Source organism: Bradyrhizobium sp. Kon69, assembly GCF_055807515.1.
On sequence record NZ_JBVVOS010000035.1, the window covers coordinates 1 to 16180 of the forward strand.

The 16180-nt window shown below is 65.4% G+C and carries 12 protein-coding genes and 1 pseudogene; 3 read left to right on the forward strand and 10 right to left on the reverse strand.

What is annotated here, in order from left to right; genetic code table 11:
* Window positions 1-158, reverse strand: a pseudogene (locus AC0L3U_RS33595) (flagellin); the annotation flags it as partial.
* Between the two features lie 319 nt (window positions 159-477).
* On the opposite strand from AC0L3U_RS33595, the gene flbT reads away from it, so the two are divergent.
* Window positions 478-918, forward strand: a complete 441-nt coding sequence (gene flbT / locus AC0L3U_RS33600) for a flagellar biosynthesis repressor FlbT (RefSeq protein ID WP_027566886.1) — start codon at window positions 478-480, stop codon at window positions 916-918.
* Window positions 919-1020: 102 nt separating this feature from the next.
* Here flbT and AC0L3U_RS33605 read toward each other — a convergent pair whose 3' ends face one another.
* The 9 genes from AC0L3U_RS33605 to AC0L3U_RS33645 form a co-directional block, all read right to left on the reverse strand.
* A complete protein-coding gene (locus AC0L3U_RS33605) occupies window positions 1021-2517 on the reverse strand; it encodes a pyridoxal phosphate-dependent decarboxylase family protein (RefSeq protein ID WP_473364606.1) in 1497 nt (498 codons plus the stop codon).
* Window positions 2514-3767 (reverse strand): ATP-grasp domain-containing protein, encoded by a 1254-nt coding sequence (locus AC0L3U_RS33610; protein WP_473364607.1) that lies wholly within the window; start codon window positions 3765-3767, stop codon window positions 2514-2516. Before AC0L3U_RS33610 ends, AC0L3U_RS33605 begins: the two co-directional genes overlap by 4 nt.
* Window position 3768: 1 nt before the next feature.
* Window positions 3769-5418, reverse strand: a complete 1650-nt coding sequence (locus AC0L3U_RS33615) for a hypothetical protein (protein WP_473364608.1) — start codon at window positions 5416-5418, stop codon at window positions 3769-3771.
* Entirely contained in the window at window positions 5408-6190 is a 783-nt protein-coding gene (locus AC0L3U_RS33620) for a hypothetical protein (RefSeq protein WP_247392603.1), read from the reverse strand. Before AC0L3U_RS33620 ends, AC0L3U_RS33615 begins: the two co-directional genes overlap by 11 nt.
* Window positions 6191-6261: 71 nt before the next feature.
* Window positions 6262-8613 (reverse strand): flagellar hook associated protein, encoded by a 2352-nt coding sequence (locus tag AC0L3U_RS33625; RefSeq protein ID WP_473364609.1) that lies wholly within the window; start codon window positions 8611-8613, stop codon window positions 6262-6264.
* Between the two features lie 21 nt (window positions 8614-8634).
* Window positions 8635-10518, reverse strand: a complete 1884-nt coding sequence (gene flgK / locus AC0L3U_RS33630) for a flagellar hook-associated protein FlgK (RefSeq protein WP_473364610.1) — start codon at window positions 10516-10518, stop codon at window positions 8635-8637.
* Window positions 10519-10553: 35 nt separating this feature from the next.
* Entirely contained in the window at window positions 10554-12806 is a 2253-nt protein-coding gene (locus AC0L3U_RS33635; protein WP_456769132.1) for a flagellar hook-basal body complex protein, read from the reverse strand.
* Between the two features lie 178 nt (window positions 12807-12984).
* Complete coding sequence (gene msrB / locus AC0L3U_RS33640; RefSeq protein ID WP_473364611.1) at window positions 12985-13497, reverse strand: peptide-methionine (R)-S-oxide reductase MsrB; 513 nt, start codon at window positions 13495-13497, stop codon at window positions 12985-12987.
* Window positions 13498-13582: 85 nt separating this feature from the next.
* Window positions 13583-15040: an NAD(P)/FAD-dependent oxidoreductase gene (locus AC0L3U_RS33645; protein ID WP_473364612.1), complete on the reverse strand. Its 1458-nt coding sequence runs from the start codon at window positions 15038-15040 to the stop codon at window positions 13583-13585.
* Between the two features lie 92 nt (window positions 15041-15132).
* Between AC0L3U_RS33645 and AC0L3U_RS33650 the strand changes: the two genes are divergently transcribed.
* Both AC0L3U_RS33650 and AC0L3U_RS33655 read left to right on the forward strand, forming a co-directional pair.
* Window positions 15133-15666: a SixA phosphatase family protein gene (locus AC0L3U_RS33650; protein WP_473364613.1), complete on the forward strand. Its 534-nt coding sequence runs from the start codon at window positions 15133-15135 to the stop codon at window positions 15664-15666.
* An 87-nt stretch (window positions 15667-15753) separates the two neighbouring features.
* The gene (locus AC0L3U_RS33655) at window positions 15754-16179 is read left to right on the forward strand and encodes a universal stress protein (protein WP_007602088.1); all 426 of its coding nucleotides are present in this window, start codon (window positions 15754-15756) and stop codon (window positions 16177-16179) included.
* Window position 16180 lies beyond the last annotated feature (1 nt).

Sequence of the window (16180 nt, forward strand, 5' to 3'; positions counted from 1 at the left end):
AGCGACTGCGCGGTGAAGAAGTTGGTGGGATTGTCCAGGGCCGAGTTGACGCTCTTGCCGGTCGACAGACGGTTCTGCGTGGTGGCGAGAAGATCAGCGGTGGACTGGAGGGAGAGGAGGTTCTGACGAACCGAGGAGGAGAGAACGATACCGGACATTGGGTGTTACCTTTCTGGTAAACGACGCTTACTGTTACGCGTCTGCATGGATCGAGTGACCCAGCGACCGGCGGACCGTGGGGCGGAGTCCTCTAACGAAACATGAAATGAAATCGGCACTTTTGCTGAGTCGGCGCGCGATTCGGCCCATTCGCACACTCGCGACGCCACGCAGCTGGGCGACTTCGGCCTTGATATGATTGAGCTTTTCCGCGGCATCGGCCGGGATTTACAACTCGTTAACTAGTCTTGATGGAGTATTGCGCCCTGATCCGCCGCAACACACGCTCGGTTACGAAAGCGTTGATGGAGAACAGGCATGGCCCTCAAGGTCGAGCTCAGACCGCACGAACGCATCATCGTCGGTAACTGCGTAATAACCAACACCGACCAGCGCGCCCGCCTTCTGATCGACGGCGACAACGTGCCGATCCTGCGCGAGCGCGACATCCTCACACCGGAGACCGCCGACTCGCCTGCCAAGCTCGTCTATCTGGCGGTCCAGCTCATGTACATCTCGCCGGATCCGCAGACCCAGCACGGCACTTATTTCAACCTGGTGCGCGACATCGTCACCGCGGTGCCGAGCTCCTGGCCGATCATCGAGGGCATCAACAACAACATCCTCAACGGCGACCTCTATCGCGCCCTGAAGGATGCTCGCAAGCTGATCGCCTATGAGGAGAAGCTGCGCGGCCAGTTCGAGGCCACCCATCCCAAGGCCGAAGCGGACAAGGACGACGTCAGCACCGCCGCCTGATCCCACGCGTTCGCGGGCCCACGCCGCGCGAACGACCGGCCTGAAACGACAACGGCCCCGGATCGCCTCCGGGGCCGTTGTCGTTTCAGGCCAGCATCAAGGCTACTGTGCCGCGAGCGGCGGCGCCTCGACCTCGATCACTCCCCCGCTCCGGCGTCCGCCGAATTCCAGCACGGCCGCGACCAGCGCGTCGATGTCGGACTCGTCGGTACGGTGATTGACGATCGCGGCGCGGATCGCAAACCTGCCGTCCAGCGTCGTGCTCGAGGGCGCCGCGATACCCGACTCCTGGATGTCGGCGACGATCTCGCGATTGACCTCGTCGGCAGCGCGGTAACGGAAGCAGACGATGTTGAGATTGACCGACGCCAGCAATTCCAGCCGCGGCTCGGCGAGAACGCGCGTCTCCAGATATTTCGCCAGCGCACAGCTTCGCGCGATCACCGCACCGAGCCGATTTGTGCCGAATGTCTTCAGCGTGAACCACGTCTTCAGCGCACGGAAGCCGCGCGACAGATCGGGGCCGAGATCGCAGGGCCAGATCGCGCCGGCCGCAAGTCCCCTCGCCTCGCGGCGCAGATAGGCCGCGGGCTGCGCAAAGGCCTGCCGATGCTGCTCGCCGTCGCGCACCAGCAGGAAGCCGGCGTCATAAGGCACTTGTCCCCATTTGTGGAAATCCAGCGCAATGGAATCCGCAAGCTCGATGCCGCCGAGCAGCGGCGCAAGTTCGGGCGACAGGATCGCGAGCGCACCGAAGGCGCCATCGACGTGAAACCAGATTCCCTCCTCGCGGCACAGCTGCGTGATCGCCTTGAGATCGTCGACCGCGCCGATATCGACCGTACCGGCGGATGCGACGACCATGAACGGTTTGAAGCCGACCTCGCGATCGATCGCGATCTGCGCACGTAGCGCGGCAACGTCCATGCGATGATCGGCATCGACGCCGATCTTGCGCAGCGCGTCGGTGCCGAGCCCGGCGATGTCCATCGCCCTCGAGACGCAGCCATGCGCGGCCTGCGACGTATAGGCGGTGAGAAGCGCACCATCATTGCCGATGCCGTATTGCCGCGCCAGCGTGCCGAGCGCGCTCGTACGTGCCACCAGCACCGCCATCAGATTCGCCATCGACGTGCCCGTGACGAAGATGCCGCTCGCGCTTTCCGGGAAGGCGAACAGGCGGCGCATCCAGTCGACGACCTGGCGCTCGACCTCGATCGGCATATGGTCGCGGCCGCCGAGATTGGCGTTGAGGCCTGCCGCTAGCATTTCCGCGACCATGCCGACCGCGGTGCCGCCGCCATGCACCCAGCCCATGAAACCGGGATGGACGTTCCCGGTCGCATAGGGCGCGACATGTTCGGAGAAGTCGCGATAGACATCGGCGAGATCGCTCGCCTCGCGCGGCACGTCGGCCTTGAATGCCGCACGGACGCCGTCGGGGATCGGCTGCCACACCGGATGCGCGCGAATGTTGGCGATGCCGTCGATCGTCTCGTCGAGCATGCGATGGGCTAGCGCGCGAAACTCGCTCCAGTCCTGCGGATCGAGTGAGGTGTGCGTGACGGAACTTTGCGGGTTGCGGATGATCTCGTTCATGCTGCACTCTCCTCGTCCGCTCTTGAGTGTCGCGACAGCATCGTCGTGAATGCCGCGAAGATCTTGCGCATCTGCGGCGGCTTGTACGGAAACACGGCCGGCGGATCCATGTTGTGCACGACGGCGGTGTTGTCCGCTTCGAAGACCAGCAGCTCGCGGTTCTGGTTCTCGGCGCAATCGACGATGAAGTAATCGAGACCGACGCGCCTGCTCATTTCGTCCAGCGCGATCTTGTGGCGCGCCGCGAACGCATGGTCGAAGTCGAGCATGAAGACGGCTTCCTCGGCCCGCTTCTCCTCGCTGAACGCCATGAAGGCGTTGAGATACCAGATGTCCCAGCGATCGGCGATCGCCATGTGACAGGCATAGGGTTTGCCGTCGACCATGGCGAGACGATATTTGCGGTAGAGTCCGTCGGAACTCGCATAGTCGACGAAGCGCGCGACGAAGAAGTCCTGCTCTTGCCGCTCGGCAAGATAAGCCGCGAGCGCCACCGCGTCGTCGAGCTTGGCAAGTCCGACGCCGGCATGCGTGCCGCGCGGCCGCACGATCATCGGAAAGCGCAGTTCGCCCGTGATCGCCTCGCAGACGATCTTGCCTTGCGAAAGCTCCGACAATTGCGCGCGCGTCGTGGGGGCGGTCACTGGAATGTCGAGACCGGGCACGCCCGCCAGCAGACGATACAGCTTGTCGCGATCGAGATTGCCGATGAGATCGGGGCGATTGAGCAGCGGCCTCGGCCAGTGCGGCGCGGCCTTCTCGATCAGCGCGAGCGCCTCCCGGCACTCCTCGGAATCGGACGCGATCACGATGGCGACGTCGTGCTCGGGCAGAGTCTCCGGCAGGCCGATGCCCTTGACCACGTAGAGCGTCAACAGCTCGATATCGGAATCTTCAAGCAGGAAGTCGATCGGCGTGTTGCCGCCCATGTCGATATCGGCGGCGAGCGCGAGCACGCGCAGCCGGGGTTTTGCAGCAGCGCAAGGCGTACGAAACAATTGGTGGAAGGAGAGCACCTCGGTCTGGATCACCAGCCCGGCCTCCTTCTCGCCGAGAAGCTGGGCAATCAGCGAGAGATCGAGGCCTTCGCCGGCTTCGGCCGTCCCCTCCTCGATCCGCGCCAGCAGCCGCTCGCGCAACGGATGCAGGTCGCCGCCCTCGAAGGCGCGGCGCGTCAACTGCGCAAAGCCGATGCGGTCGGCATGGTTCGGCACGGTCACACCGCTCGTCAAGGAAACTGGATGTTGCATCTCACACCTCGAACACGGACTTTGCCGGCACGGCCGCAACTGCGCCACGGTCAAGCAGCAGCTCGATCTTCACCAGCACATGGGCGATGCGATCGAGAACCTGCTGCACATTGCGTTGCGCCTGCATTGTATCCGGCGACCACGCCTCGGTCACCAATCGTGCGCCGACGCAGAGGCGCAACACGGCCTGCGGCGCGCCGTCCTGCCGCTCCAGTCGGACCGGCTGGCCCACGAGACAGCGCTGGGCGGCCACTTGCCGGTCCGCCGCGCTGCCGCTGATCTCCTCGGCCATGTCGCGCGCCAGCGCCCGATGCACGGCGCTGGTCTCGGCGATCGAGACCGGCTTGCCGCCGCGCAGCAGCGTGAACGGAAAGATCGTGGCTTGCGCGAATTCCTCGTCGTCCGCGCCGGACTTCTCGATCGCGGTGGGAACGGCGCGAAGCGACGGCGACAACGCGATCATGCTGTCGATGCCGGCTGCAAGCTCGGCCAGCATCCTGGCGCGGAAAGCCCCGGGCACGGCATAGTAGCTGCCGATCTCGGCCAGCGCGGCCTCCCAGCGCAGCCATTGACCGAAATTCGGCCGGCGCTCGAAGCGCGAGCGCAGCGTCGTCCACGCCACCGGCCAGTCGCAGCGGCCGGCATAGTCGAAGATGCCGGGCGCGATCGCACCCATCCGGTCGATCGACCGCGACAGGCCTTTCGGCAACAGCAGCGCACCGCTGAAGGCGGGTCCGCCGAAGAATTTCGAGCCGGTGATCAGCACCATGTAACCGCGGTCGAGATAAGCGCGCAACCGCCGGCGGCCGAGCCGCGCCTGACAGGCATCAACGACGATTTGAACCTTGCGCGGCCAGCGCCGCGCGATCTCATCGAGACAGGCCTCGCTTGGGGCGCGCCAACCGAGTTTTGACGAATCCATGATCTGCAACAAAACGCGGCGGCCTTGCGCGAGGCTGGTCTCGACCGCGCGCAGCACCGCGGCATCGGCATCGGTGCGCATCGCAATGCCGGCCGCCATCTCGATCAGCGGCACAGCAATGCTGTCGCCGGCGAGCCCCGTCACCGCGCCGTCCTTGCGCACGGCCATGCCGCCTGCGGTCATCGTGCTGAAATGGTGGCCGCGTGCAGTATGCGGCGTTCCGCTTCCGGTCTGGTCGGCGCCGACCACGATCGTCACCGGCGCCGCGCCGAGCACAGCGCGCGCCACGAACAGGGCGTGAAGCTGGGAGTCCGTGCCGGACGGCGAGAACACGACGTCGATGCGCGACGAGAGCGCAAGGTGACCGCGCAGCTCCTCGCGCATGTCCTGGCAGCGGGCGTCGAAGGCGATTTCGACCTCGTCGAACAGGCACTTGTGCATCAGCTCTTCGCGCGCCAACGCGGCACGGTCATAAGCCATCTGCGAGATCGTCGACGCGGTCGCGGAAGCAAAATTCCAGAGCTCCGGCTCCGGCGACGCCGCGCAGCCATAGGCGTTGACACGGTCGTTCGGATCGAGCGCCAGCCGCGGATCTCCGCCGGAGGCGAGCAGCGTATCCAGCGGTGTGAAGAGATCGCGCAGGCGATAGCGCGAGCCGCCGTCGGACGCGCGCTCGCTGGCTGAGAGAGGGGATGCGCCGGCGCTCATCCCGAAAGGCTCACGCCGCATCGGCCGCCGCCGCGGGCGCCGGTGCGAATTGCGAGGTAATGTCGCCGTGGAACACCGACGGTCCGACGTGATCGAGCGAACTTTCGATGTCGGCCCAGATCTCGCCGCCGATGTCGGTCCAGCGCTTGCAGAACGCGAAATCCTCGGACAGATAGGTGCCGGTCGCCGGGTCGATCATGCATTCGAACAAGGCAAACCGGTTCTGGCTCGCCGCCAGCGTATCGTGCGAATGCTCGCGGAAGAATTGCAAGGCCGCGTAGTCCGGATGGCGGCACATCGCCTCGAGCACGGAGCGCCGGATCATCAGGAAGCCGGTGCCGGCGTAGCGCACACGGGTGAATCCGTTCACCACCACGATGCGGTCGGGGTCCTCGATCTCGAGCACGTAGTCGAGCGATGCGGCCGGCACGTCGGCGCGGCCGGACTGGATCGCCCGCGCGGCCTTGTCCCAGTTGATCCGCTTGATCGGATAGCAGCCGGCGACGACGTCCGCGCCGCACTCGATCAGCCGGAACACCTGCTCCGGCTTGAAGCCGATGTCGGCATCGATGAACAGGAAATGCGTCGCTTCGGGATCGTCCAGGAACATCGCGGCCAGATTGGCCCGCGCGCGCGTGATCAGCGCATCGCCGTCGCGCAGCAGCACCTTGAGCTCGAGATTGGCCATGCCGTGCACGGCGCGCTGGAGCGCGAAGATCGAGCTCGCATAGATGCTCGTCACCTGCCCGCCGAAACATGGCGTGGCCACCACCAGTTTCATCTTCTCCGACATCGTCAGCTCCGCCCCGCTGCAATCCTCACCAAGAGGTAAAGAGGCATGGTTAACGGCGCCTTAACGCCCGCTTACAGGAACTTGACGAGCGAGAGCTGCGCGAGGTTCGAGGTCACCTGGTAGGACGCCTGGAGCGCGTTCTGGAGCGACAGGATCTCGCTCGCGACCTGGTCCGGCGGCGCCGATTCCGCCTGGTCGATGATGGTCTGGAGCTGCGCCTTGGCCTGGGTCTGGCGCGTACCCGCGTCCTTCATGGTGTTCTGGGCCATCGCGATGTCGGTCTGGATGTCCTCGATGCGCTGCTGGCCGGGCTGCTTGGTCAGGGCCTGCGTCACCCGCAGGCTCAGCGCGGCGACCTGCCCGCCCGCATACTGCCCGGTCGGCGAGGTCGAGAACGTCCCGAACACGGCGACCGCCTGCAGCTCCTTGCGGATCGCGTCCTCGTTCGCCTGCGCGCCATACTGCACCGTGACGGAATCGTCGACCCGGGCCATCGCGGTGGAGCGCGGCGAGCCGGGCCCGTCATTGCCCAGGTACCATTGCACGGTGGTGGCCGAGCCGTTCACCAGCGTCGTCGCTGAGCCGAGGGGCGAAGAGCCGACGCGCAGCGGAGCCTTTGCCGCCGTGACCGGGGAGGTCGTGAAGCCGAGCGCCGCGAACGCCGTGCTGTTCGAGCTCGTGATGTTGAGGCTCCCGGGATCGTCCGTGTTGATCGTGATCACGCCGCCATGGATGGTCGACGGCTTCGTGGTGCCGGTGATCTGATCGATCTTGCCAAGGAGAGTTGTGATGTCGTCGGTAATGTTGATCTGGTTTGGGCCGGCGGCACCCGAGGCGACAAAAGTCAGCGTCTGACCGTTCACCGTGATCGTATCGGGCGCCTGGAACGCCGCTGAGAGGACTTCCGGGCCGCCCGTGGTCGCAGTGCCGCTCAGCACAGTTGAACCGGTGATCTGAGGCGTCGACGCCACGCTGCCGCGCGTCACGTTGCTGAGACCGAGCGCCGTGGCCGCCGCGCCGCCGGTGACCGCCACGTCCGTGCCGGTGCCGGTCGCGATCTGGATATTGCCGCCGGCGCTCAGAGTCACGTTGGCGGCGGGGATGCCGGCGGCCGTCGCGATTGCATTCAAGATATCAGACACCTTCGCGGCGCTGCCCGAAGCCAATCCGATCGTGGTATTGCCGCTGGCCGTCGTGACAGTGGTGACGGTAGGGTCGAAGGTGATCGTGTGGGCGCCGCTCGCGCCGGTGATGGTCAGGGTGGTACCGGTCGGAGAGTTGGCGAGCGCGGTGAGAATGGTCCCGTTGAGATGGGGTGTCGCCGAAGAATCGAGCGACGTGGTCGTAGACGCAATCGCCAATGCGCTGTCCTGCAACGCGACCGAGCCCGTCCCGGTCGTCGAGGTATAGGAGCGCAGATTGCCTGTGGCCGCCACATTCGCGGTGGCGGATCCCGCCGTGTTGAAGAAATTGTCGCCGGCGGTGACGGCGGAGGCCGCCACCAGCGAGGTGCCGGCGAGCTTCTTGATCGCGGTATTCAGCGCGGTGTTGAGGTTCGTCGCCGTGTTGTTCGGGTTGACCGGGACGCTTGCATCGATCGCAAAGCTGCCGACGGGCGTCGGTGTCGCGCTGGACGCCGTCAGGTCGATCTGCTCGGTCGAGCCATCGGGCAGCGTGAACTGCACGCTGAGCTTGTCGCCATTTTTCGGATTGACGCCGTTGAGGTCGACCGAGAACGACACCGGCGAGCCGCTCGGGCCGGTGACCGTCGCGCCGGTCAGCGTCGAGGAGACTGCGGCGATCTTCAGGCCGAATGGCGACGCGGCCGCGTCCTCCGATACCATCACCGAGCTCGGCGTCGGCTGTGGCGTCGCCAGCACCAGCCGGCCCATGCCGTTGGCACCGAGGTCGGCGGCCTGGCGCTCCGCCATGACGGTCTTGAAGCCCGCCTGCGTCGTGGTGCCGTTGATGATGTCGCCGGCATTCGCGACGGACGGCGTGTTGAAGGCGGTTCCGGAGAACAGATAGCGATTGCCGGATTGCGTGTTGAGAACGCCGACCATCGAGCCGAATTGCGCGGCTGCGGTGTTCTGCGCCACCGTCTGGCCGTTGACGTTGAGATCCTGCGCGGTGTTGGCCGAGCCCGTCTGCACCGTGTTGCGGATCGTAGTCAGCGCCTGCAGGGCGGTATTGGCGAGATTGATGCTGACGTTGACGTTGGTCATCGTGTCGGTATAGGCGGCGATGTTGGAGAGCTGCGCGCGCCCGGCGATCGCAAAGCCCTCGTTGGTGCCCATCCCGGAATAGTTCTGCGACAGCTTGCCGGTCGAGAGCTGCGTCGACAAATCGGTGAGCTGCTGGTTGATGTTGCGGATCTGCGAGCCGAGAACCGACGAGGAGTAGTTGATGCTGCTGATCGACATGTTTCAGAGCCCTGTTACTTGTTACACTTGAGCCTGGAGCAGCGTATTCATCATGCTCTGCACCACCGACATGACATGAGCGTTGGCGGCATAGGCATTCTGGAGCTGGATCAGGTTCGACATCTCCGAGTCCAGGTTGACGCTGGAGGTCGAGTTGAACTTGGCCTGCAGCGTCGAGACCACGACGCTCTGGCCCTGCTGAAGCTGGGTCGCCTGGGTCGCGGCATTGCCCTGAACGCTCAGGAACTGCTGGAGGTAGTTCGAGACGCTGCCGGTGAAGGGCTGGCTCGCCGAGCCCAGACCGGATTGCGGCGAATAGGAGAACACCGCCGAGGTGAGCTGCGAATAGAGATAGTCCGAGCGCGTGGTGTCGCCGGTGGGGGTCACCGGCGAGGTGTTGTAGATCGACAGCCGGGTCGGGTCGGTGGTGAGCTGCGTGTTCACGGCGATGCGCCCGGCAAGGCCGGTCATCTGCAAACCCGATGCCGTGATCGCGCCGGTGTAGAGCGCCTGCCCGCCATCGGTGAACAGCGGCAGTTGCGGATTGCCCGAGGTCAGCGACGAGATCGTCTTGGTGATCGAGGCCGAATTGACCTTGGCGAGGCCGCTGTTGTCGTCGGTCACCCGCAATGTGGTGGCCGTCGCCGGCGACGGGGCGGCGGCGAACGACAGATGCGAGCCGGAAAGTGCGGTGTTGAGCGCCGAGGCGATCGCGCTCATGCCGCCGGAGAAGTTCACCCCGATCTGCATCGGATTGGCGTTGGTGGGGTTCTGCAGCGGCAGCGCCGCCGGATCGGTCACGTTGACCAGCGTGACCTGTCGCTTCGTGTTGGTGGTCGTGTCGGTGTAGCTGAAGTTGACGCTGTTGCCCGGCGCTGCCCCGGCAAGGTCGAGATCGAAGCCGGCCGGCGGGCCGGTGACCGTGCTGCCGGCCGTGGTCTTGTCCGACAACGCGCTCGACATCGTTGCGGCGAACTGGTCGATCTGGTTCTGCGCCTGCACCAGCGTCTGGTCGCGCAGCTTCAGATCGGCCGCGATCTGGCCCGAAGACACCACGTTGTTGGCGATGACGTCGACCGAGGATCCGTTCGGGAGCTTGATGTTGAACGCGCCGACGCCGGATTTGGCCGGATCGATGTTGTAGAGCGAAGTCGCCGACAGCGCACCGGCGGACGCGAAGGTGAATTGCGAGGCCAGCCCGGCGCCGACCAGCTGGATACCGGTGGTGGTGTAGATGTTGGCCTGATTGGACCCGTCGGTGGTGACGTGGACGTCGACATATTTCGACAGCGTGTTGATGGCCTGGTCGCGCTGGTCCATCAGTGTCGCAGCCGAGGGGTCGTGTTCCGACAGGCCCTGCAGCCTTCCGTTGATGTCGGCGACCTGCTGCATCGCCGCGTTGGCAGCTAGCGCCGAGGTGCTGAGATCCTGCTCGACGTTGGAGCGCAGCGACTGGATGCCCTTGGTGGTGAGGTTGAGCTGCTGCGCCAGCGTCTGCGCGGCGCCGAGCGCAACCGTTTGCGCCGACGACGAGCCCGCGTTGGTCGACAACGCCTGCAGCGCCGTGGTGAAACTGTTCAGCGCGGTTTCGAGCGTACCGCTGTTGCCGGGCGTGCCATAGACATTCTGAAGCTGCTTCAGAATGTTGGCCATCTGGTCGGCGTAGCCGCCGCCGCCGGTCTCGGTGCGCAGCTGCTTCTGCACATAGGTGTCGAGCTCGCGGCTGACGCCGGTCGTCGTCACCGTCGAGCCGAAGTCGCCGGTGGTGACCTCGATCTGGTTCGGCGTCTGGACGACGTAACCCGGCGTCTGCGAGTTGGCGACGTTCGAGGAAACGATCGAGAGCGCAGCCTGATTGGCACGCAGACCGCTCATCGCACTGGCGAGGGCTGAACTCAAACCCATGTTGACTTGCCGCCTTTGGTTACGTCACGCCCCAATCAGCGCAACACGTTCAAGAGGTCCTGCACCATCGTATTCGCCGTCGTGATCACCTTGGTGTTGGCCGAATAGGCCTGCTGGGTCACGATCAGCTTGGTGAATTCGTCGGCGATGTCGGTGTTCGAGCCTTCCAGCGACGAGCCGCTGATCGAACCGGAAGCGCCATCGATCGCGGCGCCCGACTGTTCGGTCGCTGAGTAAGCGCCGCCGTCCTGCGCCTTCAGGTAGTTGGTGCCGTTGAAGTGCGACAACGAGACCTGTGCGAGATCGAGGTTCTGGCCGTTCGAGAAGGTCCCAACCACGAGGCCGTTGTTGTTGACGGCGACCGAGCGAAGCTGACCGGCGGCATAGCCGTTCTGGGTGATGGTGTTGATGGTGACCGCGCCGCTGGTGCTGGCATATTGCGTCAGTCCGCCCGAGGAGATGTTGAAAGAGACCGAGCCCAGCGATTGGCCGCTGACGCTGACGTTGTTGATGGTGATACCCGAGCCGCTCGGCGAGGTCAGCGAGCCGTCGGCGGCAAAGGTGAAGGCCTGGCCGGTATTGACCCAGCCGACCGTCGTGCCGGTCGCATTCGGGTCGGTCTGGTAGAACATGTTCCAGCTATCGGCATGGCCCGCGCCCAGCGAGGCGCTGTCGGTCTTGGCCCAGCGCAATTGCAGGTTCACCGGCGTGCCGGCCGCGTTGTAGGCGGTCACCGCGCCACCGCTGATCGATTCCTTGGTGAAGGTGGCGATGTCATTGCCGATCACGCCGCCGGTACCGGCAACGCCACCACCGTCACGATTCTTGGTGATGGTCGAGGTGAAGCCGAGCGCGGCGAAGGCCGCGCTGTTGGAGCTCGCCACCGACAGGTTGGAGGATGTGCCGGTGTTCAGCGTGATCACGCCGCCACTGCTGACCGACGACCCCGTTGCACCGGAGAGCGCGTCGATCTTGCCGAGCAGCATCGTGATGTTGTCGGTGACGTTGATTTGGTTCGGGCCTGAGGCGCCGGCGGCCATGAAGGTCAGCGGCTGACCATTGACCGTGATGACGTCGCCGGCGGAGAAGCCCGATGTGATCACCTCGGCGCCGCCGGCCGCCGCCGCGCCGCTCAGCACCGTGGCGCCCGAGATCGCTGGGGAGGACAGCACGTTGCCGCCGCGCGTTACGCTGCTGATGCCGAGCGCCGTGGCCGCCTGGCCGCTACCAACCGGTACGTCGGTGCTGGTGCCGCTGGAGATCACGATGTTGCCGCTGGGATTGAGCGATGCGGTAACGCCGGCGCCGCCGGCCAACTGGATGGCGGAGATGATGCTGGCCACCGTGGCCGTCGTGCCCGCGCCGAGACCGATCGTGGTGTTGCTGCCGGCCGTCACGACGGTGGTGCCGCCGTTGAACGTGATGGTGTTGCCGTTGATGGTCAGCACCTGGCCGCTGAGCGCGGTGAGGGTGGTGGAGGCGAGATGCGTACCCAGGGCGTTGTCGAGCGAAGTTGTGGTCGATGCCACCGCTGCAGAGTTGTTCTGGAGCGCCGTTGTGCCGGTCGTAGTGGTCGACGAGTACGGCGAGCGGATGTTGCCGGTTGCGGCAGCGCCGGACGTTGTGGCGTTTGCATATGGTGGAGGCGGCGTGCCGACCGGCAGCGGGTTGGCCGCGAAGTCCGACGGGTTCAGTCCGCCGGCCGCCAGCAGCGTCTTGGTCGCCGCCGTCGTGCTCGCCACGGTGTTCGGCTGGGTCGGCAGGTTCGCCGCGTACTGGATCGAGGTGGTCGCCTGCGCCGGGATGAAGTTGTTCTGGAATTTCAGGACTGTCGCGACGTTGCCTTGCGGGTTGCCGGTCTTCGGGTCGACCGTGACACCCATCAAATAGTAGCCGGCGCCGTTGACCAGATTGCCGTTGGCATTGAGCTGGAAGTCGCCACGCCGCGTGTAATAAGTGACGCCGCTGAACACCGGCGCGTTGTCGACGACGCCCGTGGCCTTCTGGATCGAGAAGAAGCCATCACCGGTGATCGCCATGTTGGTGGCGACGCTGGAGCCCGAGATTGTGCCCTGCGTGGTGATGGTGGCCTTGGCGTTGGCGGTCACACCGCCCGCGACCTGCTTGCTCGGGACCGACGAGTCGGGAATGAGATCGACGAAGCTGGTGCCGATGCCCTTGTACGCGGTGGTGGATGAGTTCGCGATGTTGCCGGAAATGTTCTGCAGCGCGTAGGACTGCGCCTGCAGGCCACCCACCGAGGTGTTCATTGCATCGAAGATACCCATAACTTTGTCTCCAGATCCGATCTCGGCGGCCGGTCGACCATGGCCGCAGTCGGAGGAGACTGTCGCAAGGGCTATGCCAATGCGGGTACTTTCACGAAATCAATGACTTAATGAAAAAGCCCCGGTCTGATGACCGGGGCACATTTGCCGGGACCGGCAACAATTGCCGGGACGAAACCTAGGTTGCGGACGCCGCCGCGGGATGGAAGACCAGCCCGAAACCGTCGATGCAGTAGCGCAATCCGGTTGGCTTGGGACCGTCGTCGAAGACGTGGCCGAGATGGCCGCCGCAGCGCCGGCAATGCACCTCGGTGCGGAGCATGCCAAAGGTGCGATCCTCGGTCTTGCCGACATTGCCCTCGATCGGCTGGTAGAAGCTCGGCCAGCCCGTGCCGCTCTCGAATTTGGTGTCGGAGGCGAACAGCGGCAGGTCGCAGCCGGCGCAGGCGAAGACGCCCTTGCGGTGCTCCTTGAGCAGCGGGCTGGAGCCCGGCCGCTCGGTGCCTTCCTTGCGCAGGATCTCATATTGCTGCGGCGTGAGCTGGGCACGCCATTCGGCGTCCGTCTTCTCGATCTCGAATTTCTGCGCGGCTTTCTCTCCAGCCTCCGCCGGCGATGCTCTGAGCCAGCGGAAGGCCGCAAGGCAGAACAGGCCGGCGACGGTCGTCAACAGGATGCGGCGGTCAAACATCTCATTCTCCATGCGGGAGCGTCTACGCCCTGAGATACGGGCTCTAACCGGCGACGTTACACTTCCGGGCCGAGTTTTTCTCACCTTATCGCGAGGCGCTCTCGTCCTGCGGGACCGGTTCCACGGCTTCTGCCACAGGCTTCGGCGGTGGGGCCGGCCGGGGCCGAATCCCGGGCGCCGGACGGCGCGGGCCGGTGCCGGCGGCCCGGTTGGCTTCGGCGAGGCGTGTCTCGCGTTCCCGGTCCTTGATCCTGGCGCGCTCCCGATAGCGGGCAAGCGAGCCTGCGGCAGCGGAACTCGCCCTGCCCCAGATTCCGACCAGTTGGCCGGCAACCCGCCCCGTCGTTCCCCCCGCCCAGACCAGCTCGAACGGTGAGAACAGCTTCCAGCGCTCGTCGCCCCACAGGATGCTGCGCGCGATCATCTGCCCGGCCATGGCCGAGGTGTTCATGCCCTGGCGGCCGAACCCGCTGGCCACCCACAGGCCTTTGCGCAACTGGCCGATCTGCGGCATGCCATGCACGGTCTGGCCGGTGGCGCCGCCGAAGGTCTCGGTGATCTCGACATTGCCGAGTTGGGGAAAGATCGACCGGATCCGCCGCCTGACGGCGCCCGCAAAGCGTTGCGGGCGCGCCGCCCACGTGGTCTCCGGGCTCTCCCACATCAGGCGGTCGCCATCGACGATCCGGAAATGATCGACGCCGTCGGAATCCATCACCGATCCCTTGAAGGCGATGATCTCGTGCACGCGCTCGCCGAGCGGCGCGGTGATGCCGGCATAGCGCCAGACCGGCAGCAGCGTTTCCGACAGGCGCCGCAACGGCGCGCCGAGATGGATGTTGCCGGCGAGCACGATATGGGTGGCGCGCAGCCGCGCCGAGGGCGTGACGATGCGCTTGCGGATGCCGGAATGATCGATGCTGACGACCGGCGTATCCTCGAAGATACGCGCTCCCGCCCGCCGCGCCAGCGCTGCAAGGCCGTGCACATATTTGCGGCCGTCGACCTGGAACGCCTTCGGATAATACACGCCATGGAAGTAGTGATCGGTCTTGAGCACCTCGCGGACGCGATCGACCTGCCAGCCCTCGGCCTCGGTGTCGAAATCCTCGTTCAGCATCTGCAAGCGGCTGATCAGCCGGTCGCCGGCATCGACGTTGGAGACCTCGAGCACACCGTCGGTCGGGCCGATCCCCGGCATGTTCTCTTCCGTGGCGTTGGCCCGGACGAACTCGGCGCCCGCTTTCGACAGCGTCCACAATTCCCGCGCGTCCTCGAAGCCGATGCGCTCGATCAGCTCGGCGAGCGGCAGCGCGAAGCCCGGCATCACGGTGCCGAGTTGATTGCCGGAAGCGTTCCAGCCGATGTGGCGGCCCTCGAGCACCGCGACGCTGGCCCCCAGCCGGGCCGCCTCGAGCGCGATGGACAGTCCGGCAAGCCCGGCCCCGATGACGCAAATGTCCGCATCGAGGTCGAACGACAGCCGCGCCCGGTCGCGAAAGCCGGCTTCTTCCTGGGACACGCTTGTGAAAGTCTCGCTCATGTCGTTTCTTAAAGGACTGAGCGGCCGCTTGTCACCTTGTCCTCGACCAGCGCCTGTAGATTATCCTGGTCGTGTAACGATTCGAGAATGCCATGCGCCGTTTGCTGCTGCTGCGTCACGCCAAGACCGAGACCGACGCGCCGAGCGGCCGCGACCAGGACCGCCGGCTCGACGACCGCGGCCACAAGGATGCCGCCGAGATCGGCGACTGGATGGCCTCCCATCCCCCCTTTCCCGAGGCCGTACTGGTATCGCATGCCGTCCGGGCCCGGCAGACCTGGGACATTGCCTGGGAGACCATGAAGGACCGCGTAGCCGCGCCGCAGGTCGAGATCCTGCCGGAACTCTACGCCGCCGATCCCGCCCAGATCCTGGAATCCATTCGCACTGCAACCGTCCCGGCCGACCCGAAGCAGTTGCTGCTGGTCGGCCACAATCCGGGCATGCACGAGATCGCCCTGATGCTGACGGGCGGCGGCGATCCGGCCGGCGCCAAGGCGCTCGCCGACAACCTGCCCACGTCGGGGCTTGCGATCTTCGACTTTGACGTCAAGGATTGGGGCGACGTAGCCTACCGTCGCGGCAAGCTGGTGCTGTTCGTCAGTCCGAGGTTGCTTCGAAGTTAAGGCTGCTTCGAAGCTAAGGCTGCTTCGATCGGGTTGATCGCGCGACGTGCCGGCAAGACGTCCTGACTGGAAGATTTGGAGGCGCAGATGTTCAAGTCCATCCTCGTGCCCATCGACCTCGCCGACACCGATTTGGCCAAGCCGGCGATCGCGACCGCGGCAACGCTGTCACAGACCTGGAGCGGCGTAGTGCGCCTGCTCAACGTGCTGCCGATGACGCCGGTGATGCTGGCCGAATACGTGCCGGCCGATTTCGACGAACAGCAGCGCCAGACCTCGGAAGAAGCCCTCGCCATCGTCGCACGCGAGTCCGGCATCGAGCCATCCCGCATCTCCAGCGTGGTGCGCCAGGGCGGCATCTACCACGAGATCCTGGAGGAAGCCGTGCACATGAAGGCCGAGCTGATCGTGATGACCTCGCACCGGCCGGCGATGCGCACCTATTTCCTCGGCTCCAATGCCGGGCATGTCGTGCGCTACGCCAAATGCTCTGTGCTGGTGGTGAGGCACTGAG

Bases quoted from the DNA above. Each gene is read 5' to 3' on its own strand.
- flbT (WP_027566886.1), top strand. From the start codon at position 478: ATGGCCCTCAAGGTCGAGCTCAGACCGCACGAACGCATCATCGTCGGT.
- AC0L3U_RS33605 (WP_473364606.1), bottom strand. From the start codon at position 2,517: ATGAACGAGATCATCCGCAACCCGCAAAGTTCCGTCACGCACACCTCA.
- AC0L3U_RS33610 (WP_473364607.1), bottom strand. From the start codon at position 3,767: ATGCAACATCCAGTTTCCTTGACGAGCGGTGTGACCGTGCCGAACCAT.
- AC0L3U_RS33615 (WP_473364608.1), bottom strand. From the start codon at position 5,418: ATGCGGCGTGAGCCTTTCGGGATGAGCGCCGGCGCATCCCCTCTCTCA.
- AC0L3U_RS33620 (WP_247392603.1), bottom strand. From the start codon at position 6,190: ATGTCGGAGAAGATGAAACTGGTGGTGGCCACGCCATGTTTCGGCGGG.
- AC0L3U_RS33625 (WP_473364609.1), bottom strand. From the start codon at position 8,613: ATGTCGATCAGCAGCATCAACTACTCCTCGTCGGTTCTCGGCTCGCAG.
- flgK (WP_473364610.1), bottom strand. From the start codon at position 10,518: ATGGGTTTGAGTTCAGCCCTCGCCAGTGCGATGAGCGGTCTGCGTGCC.
- AC0L3U_RS33635 (WP_456769132.1), bottom strand. From the start codon at position 12,806: ATGGGTATCTTCGATGCAATGAACACCTCGGTGGGTGGCCTGCAGGCG.
- msrB (WP_473364611.1), bottom strand. From the start codon at position 13,497: ATGTTTGACCGCCGCATCCTGTTGACGACCGTCGCCGGCCTGTTCTGC.
- AC0L3U_RS33645 (WP_473364612.1), bottom strand. From the start codon at position 15,040: ATGAGCGAGACTTTCACAAGCGTGTCCCAGGAAGAAGCCGGCTTTCGC.
- AC0L3U_RS33650 (WP_473364613.1), top strand. From the start codon at position 15,133: ATGCGCCGTTTGCTGCTGCTGCGTCACGCCAAGACCGAGACCGACGCG.
- AC0L3U_RS33655 (WP_007602088.1), top strand. From the start codon at position 15,754: ATGTTCAAGTCCATCCTCGTGCCCATCGACCTCGCCGACACCGATTTG.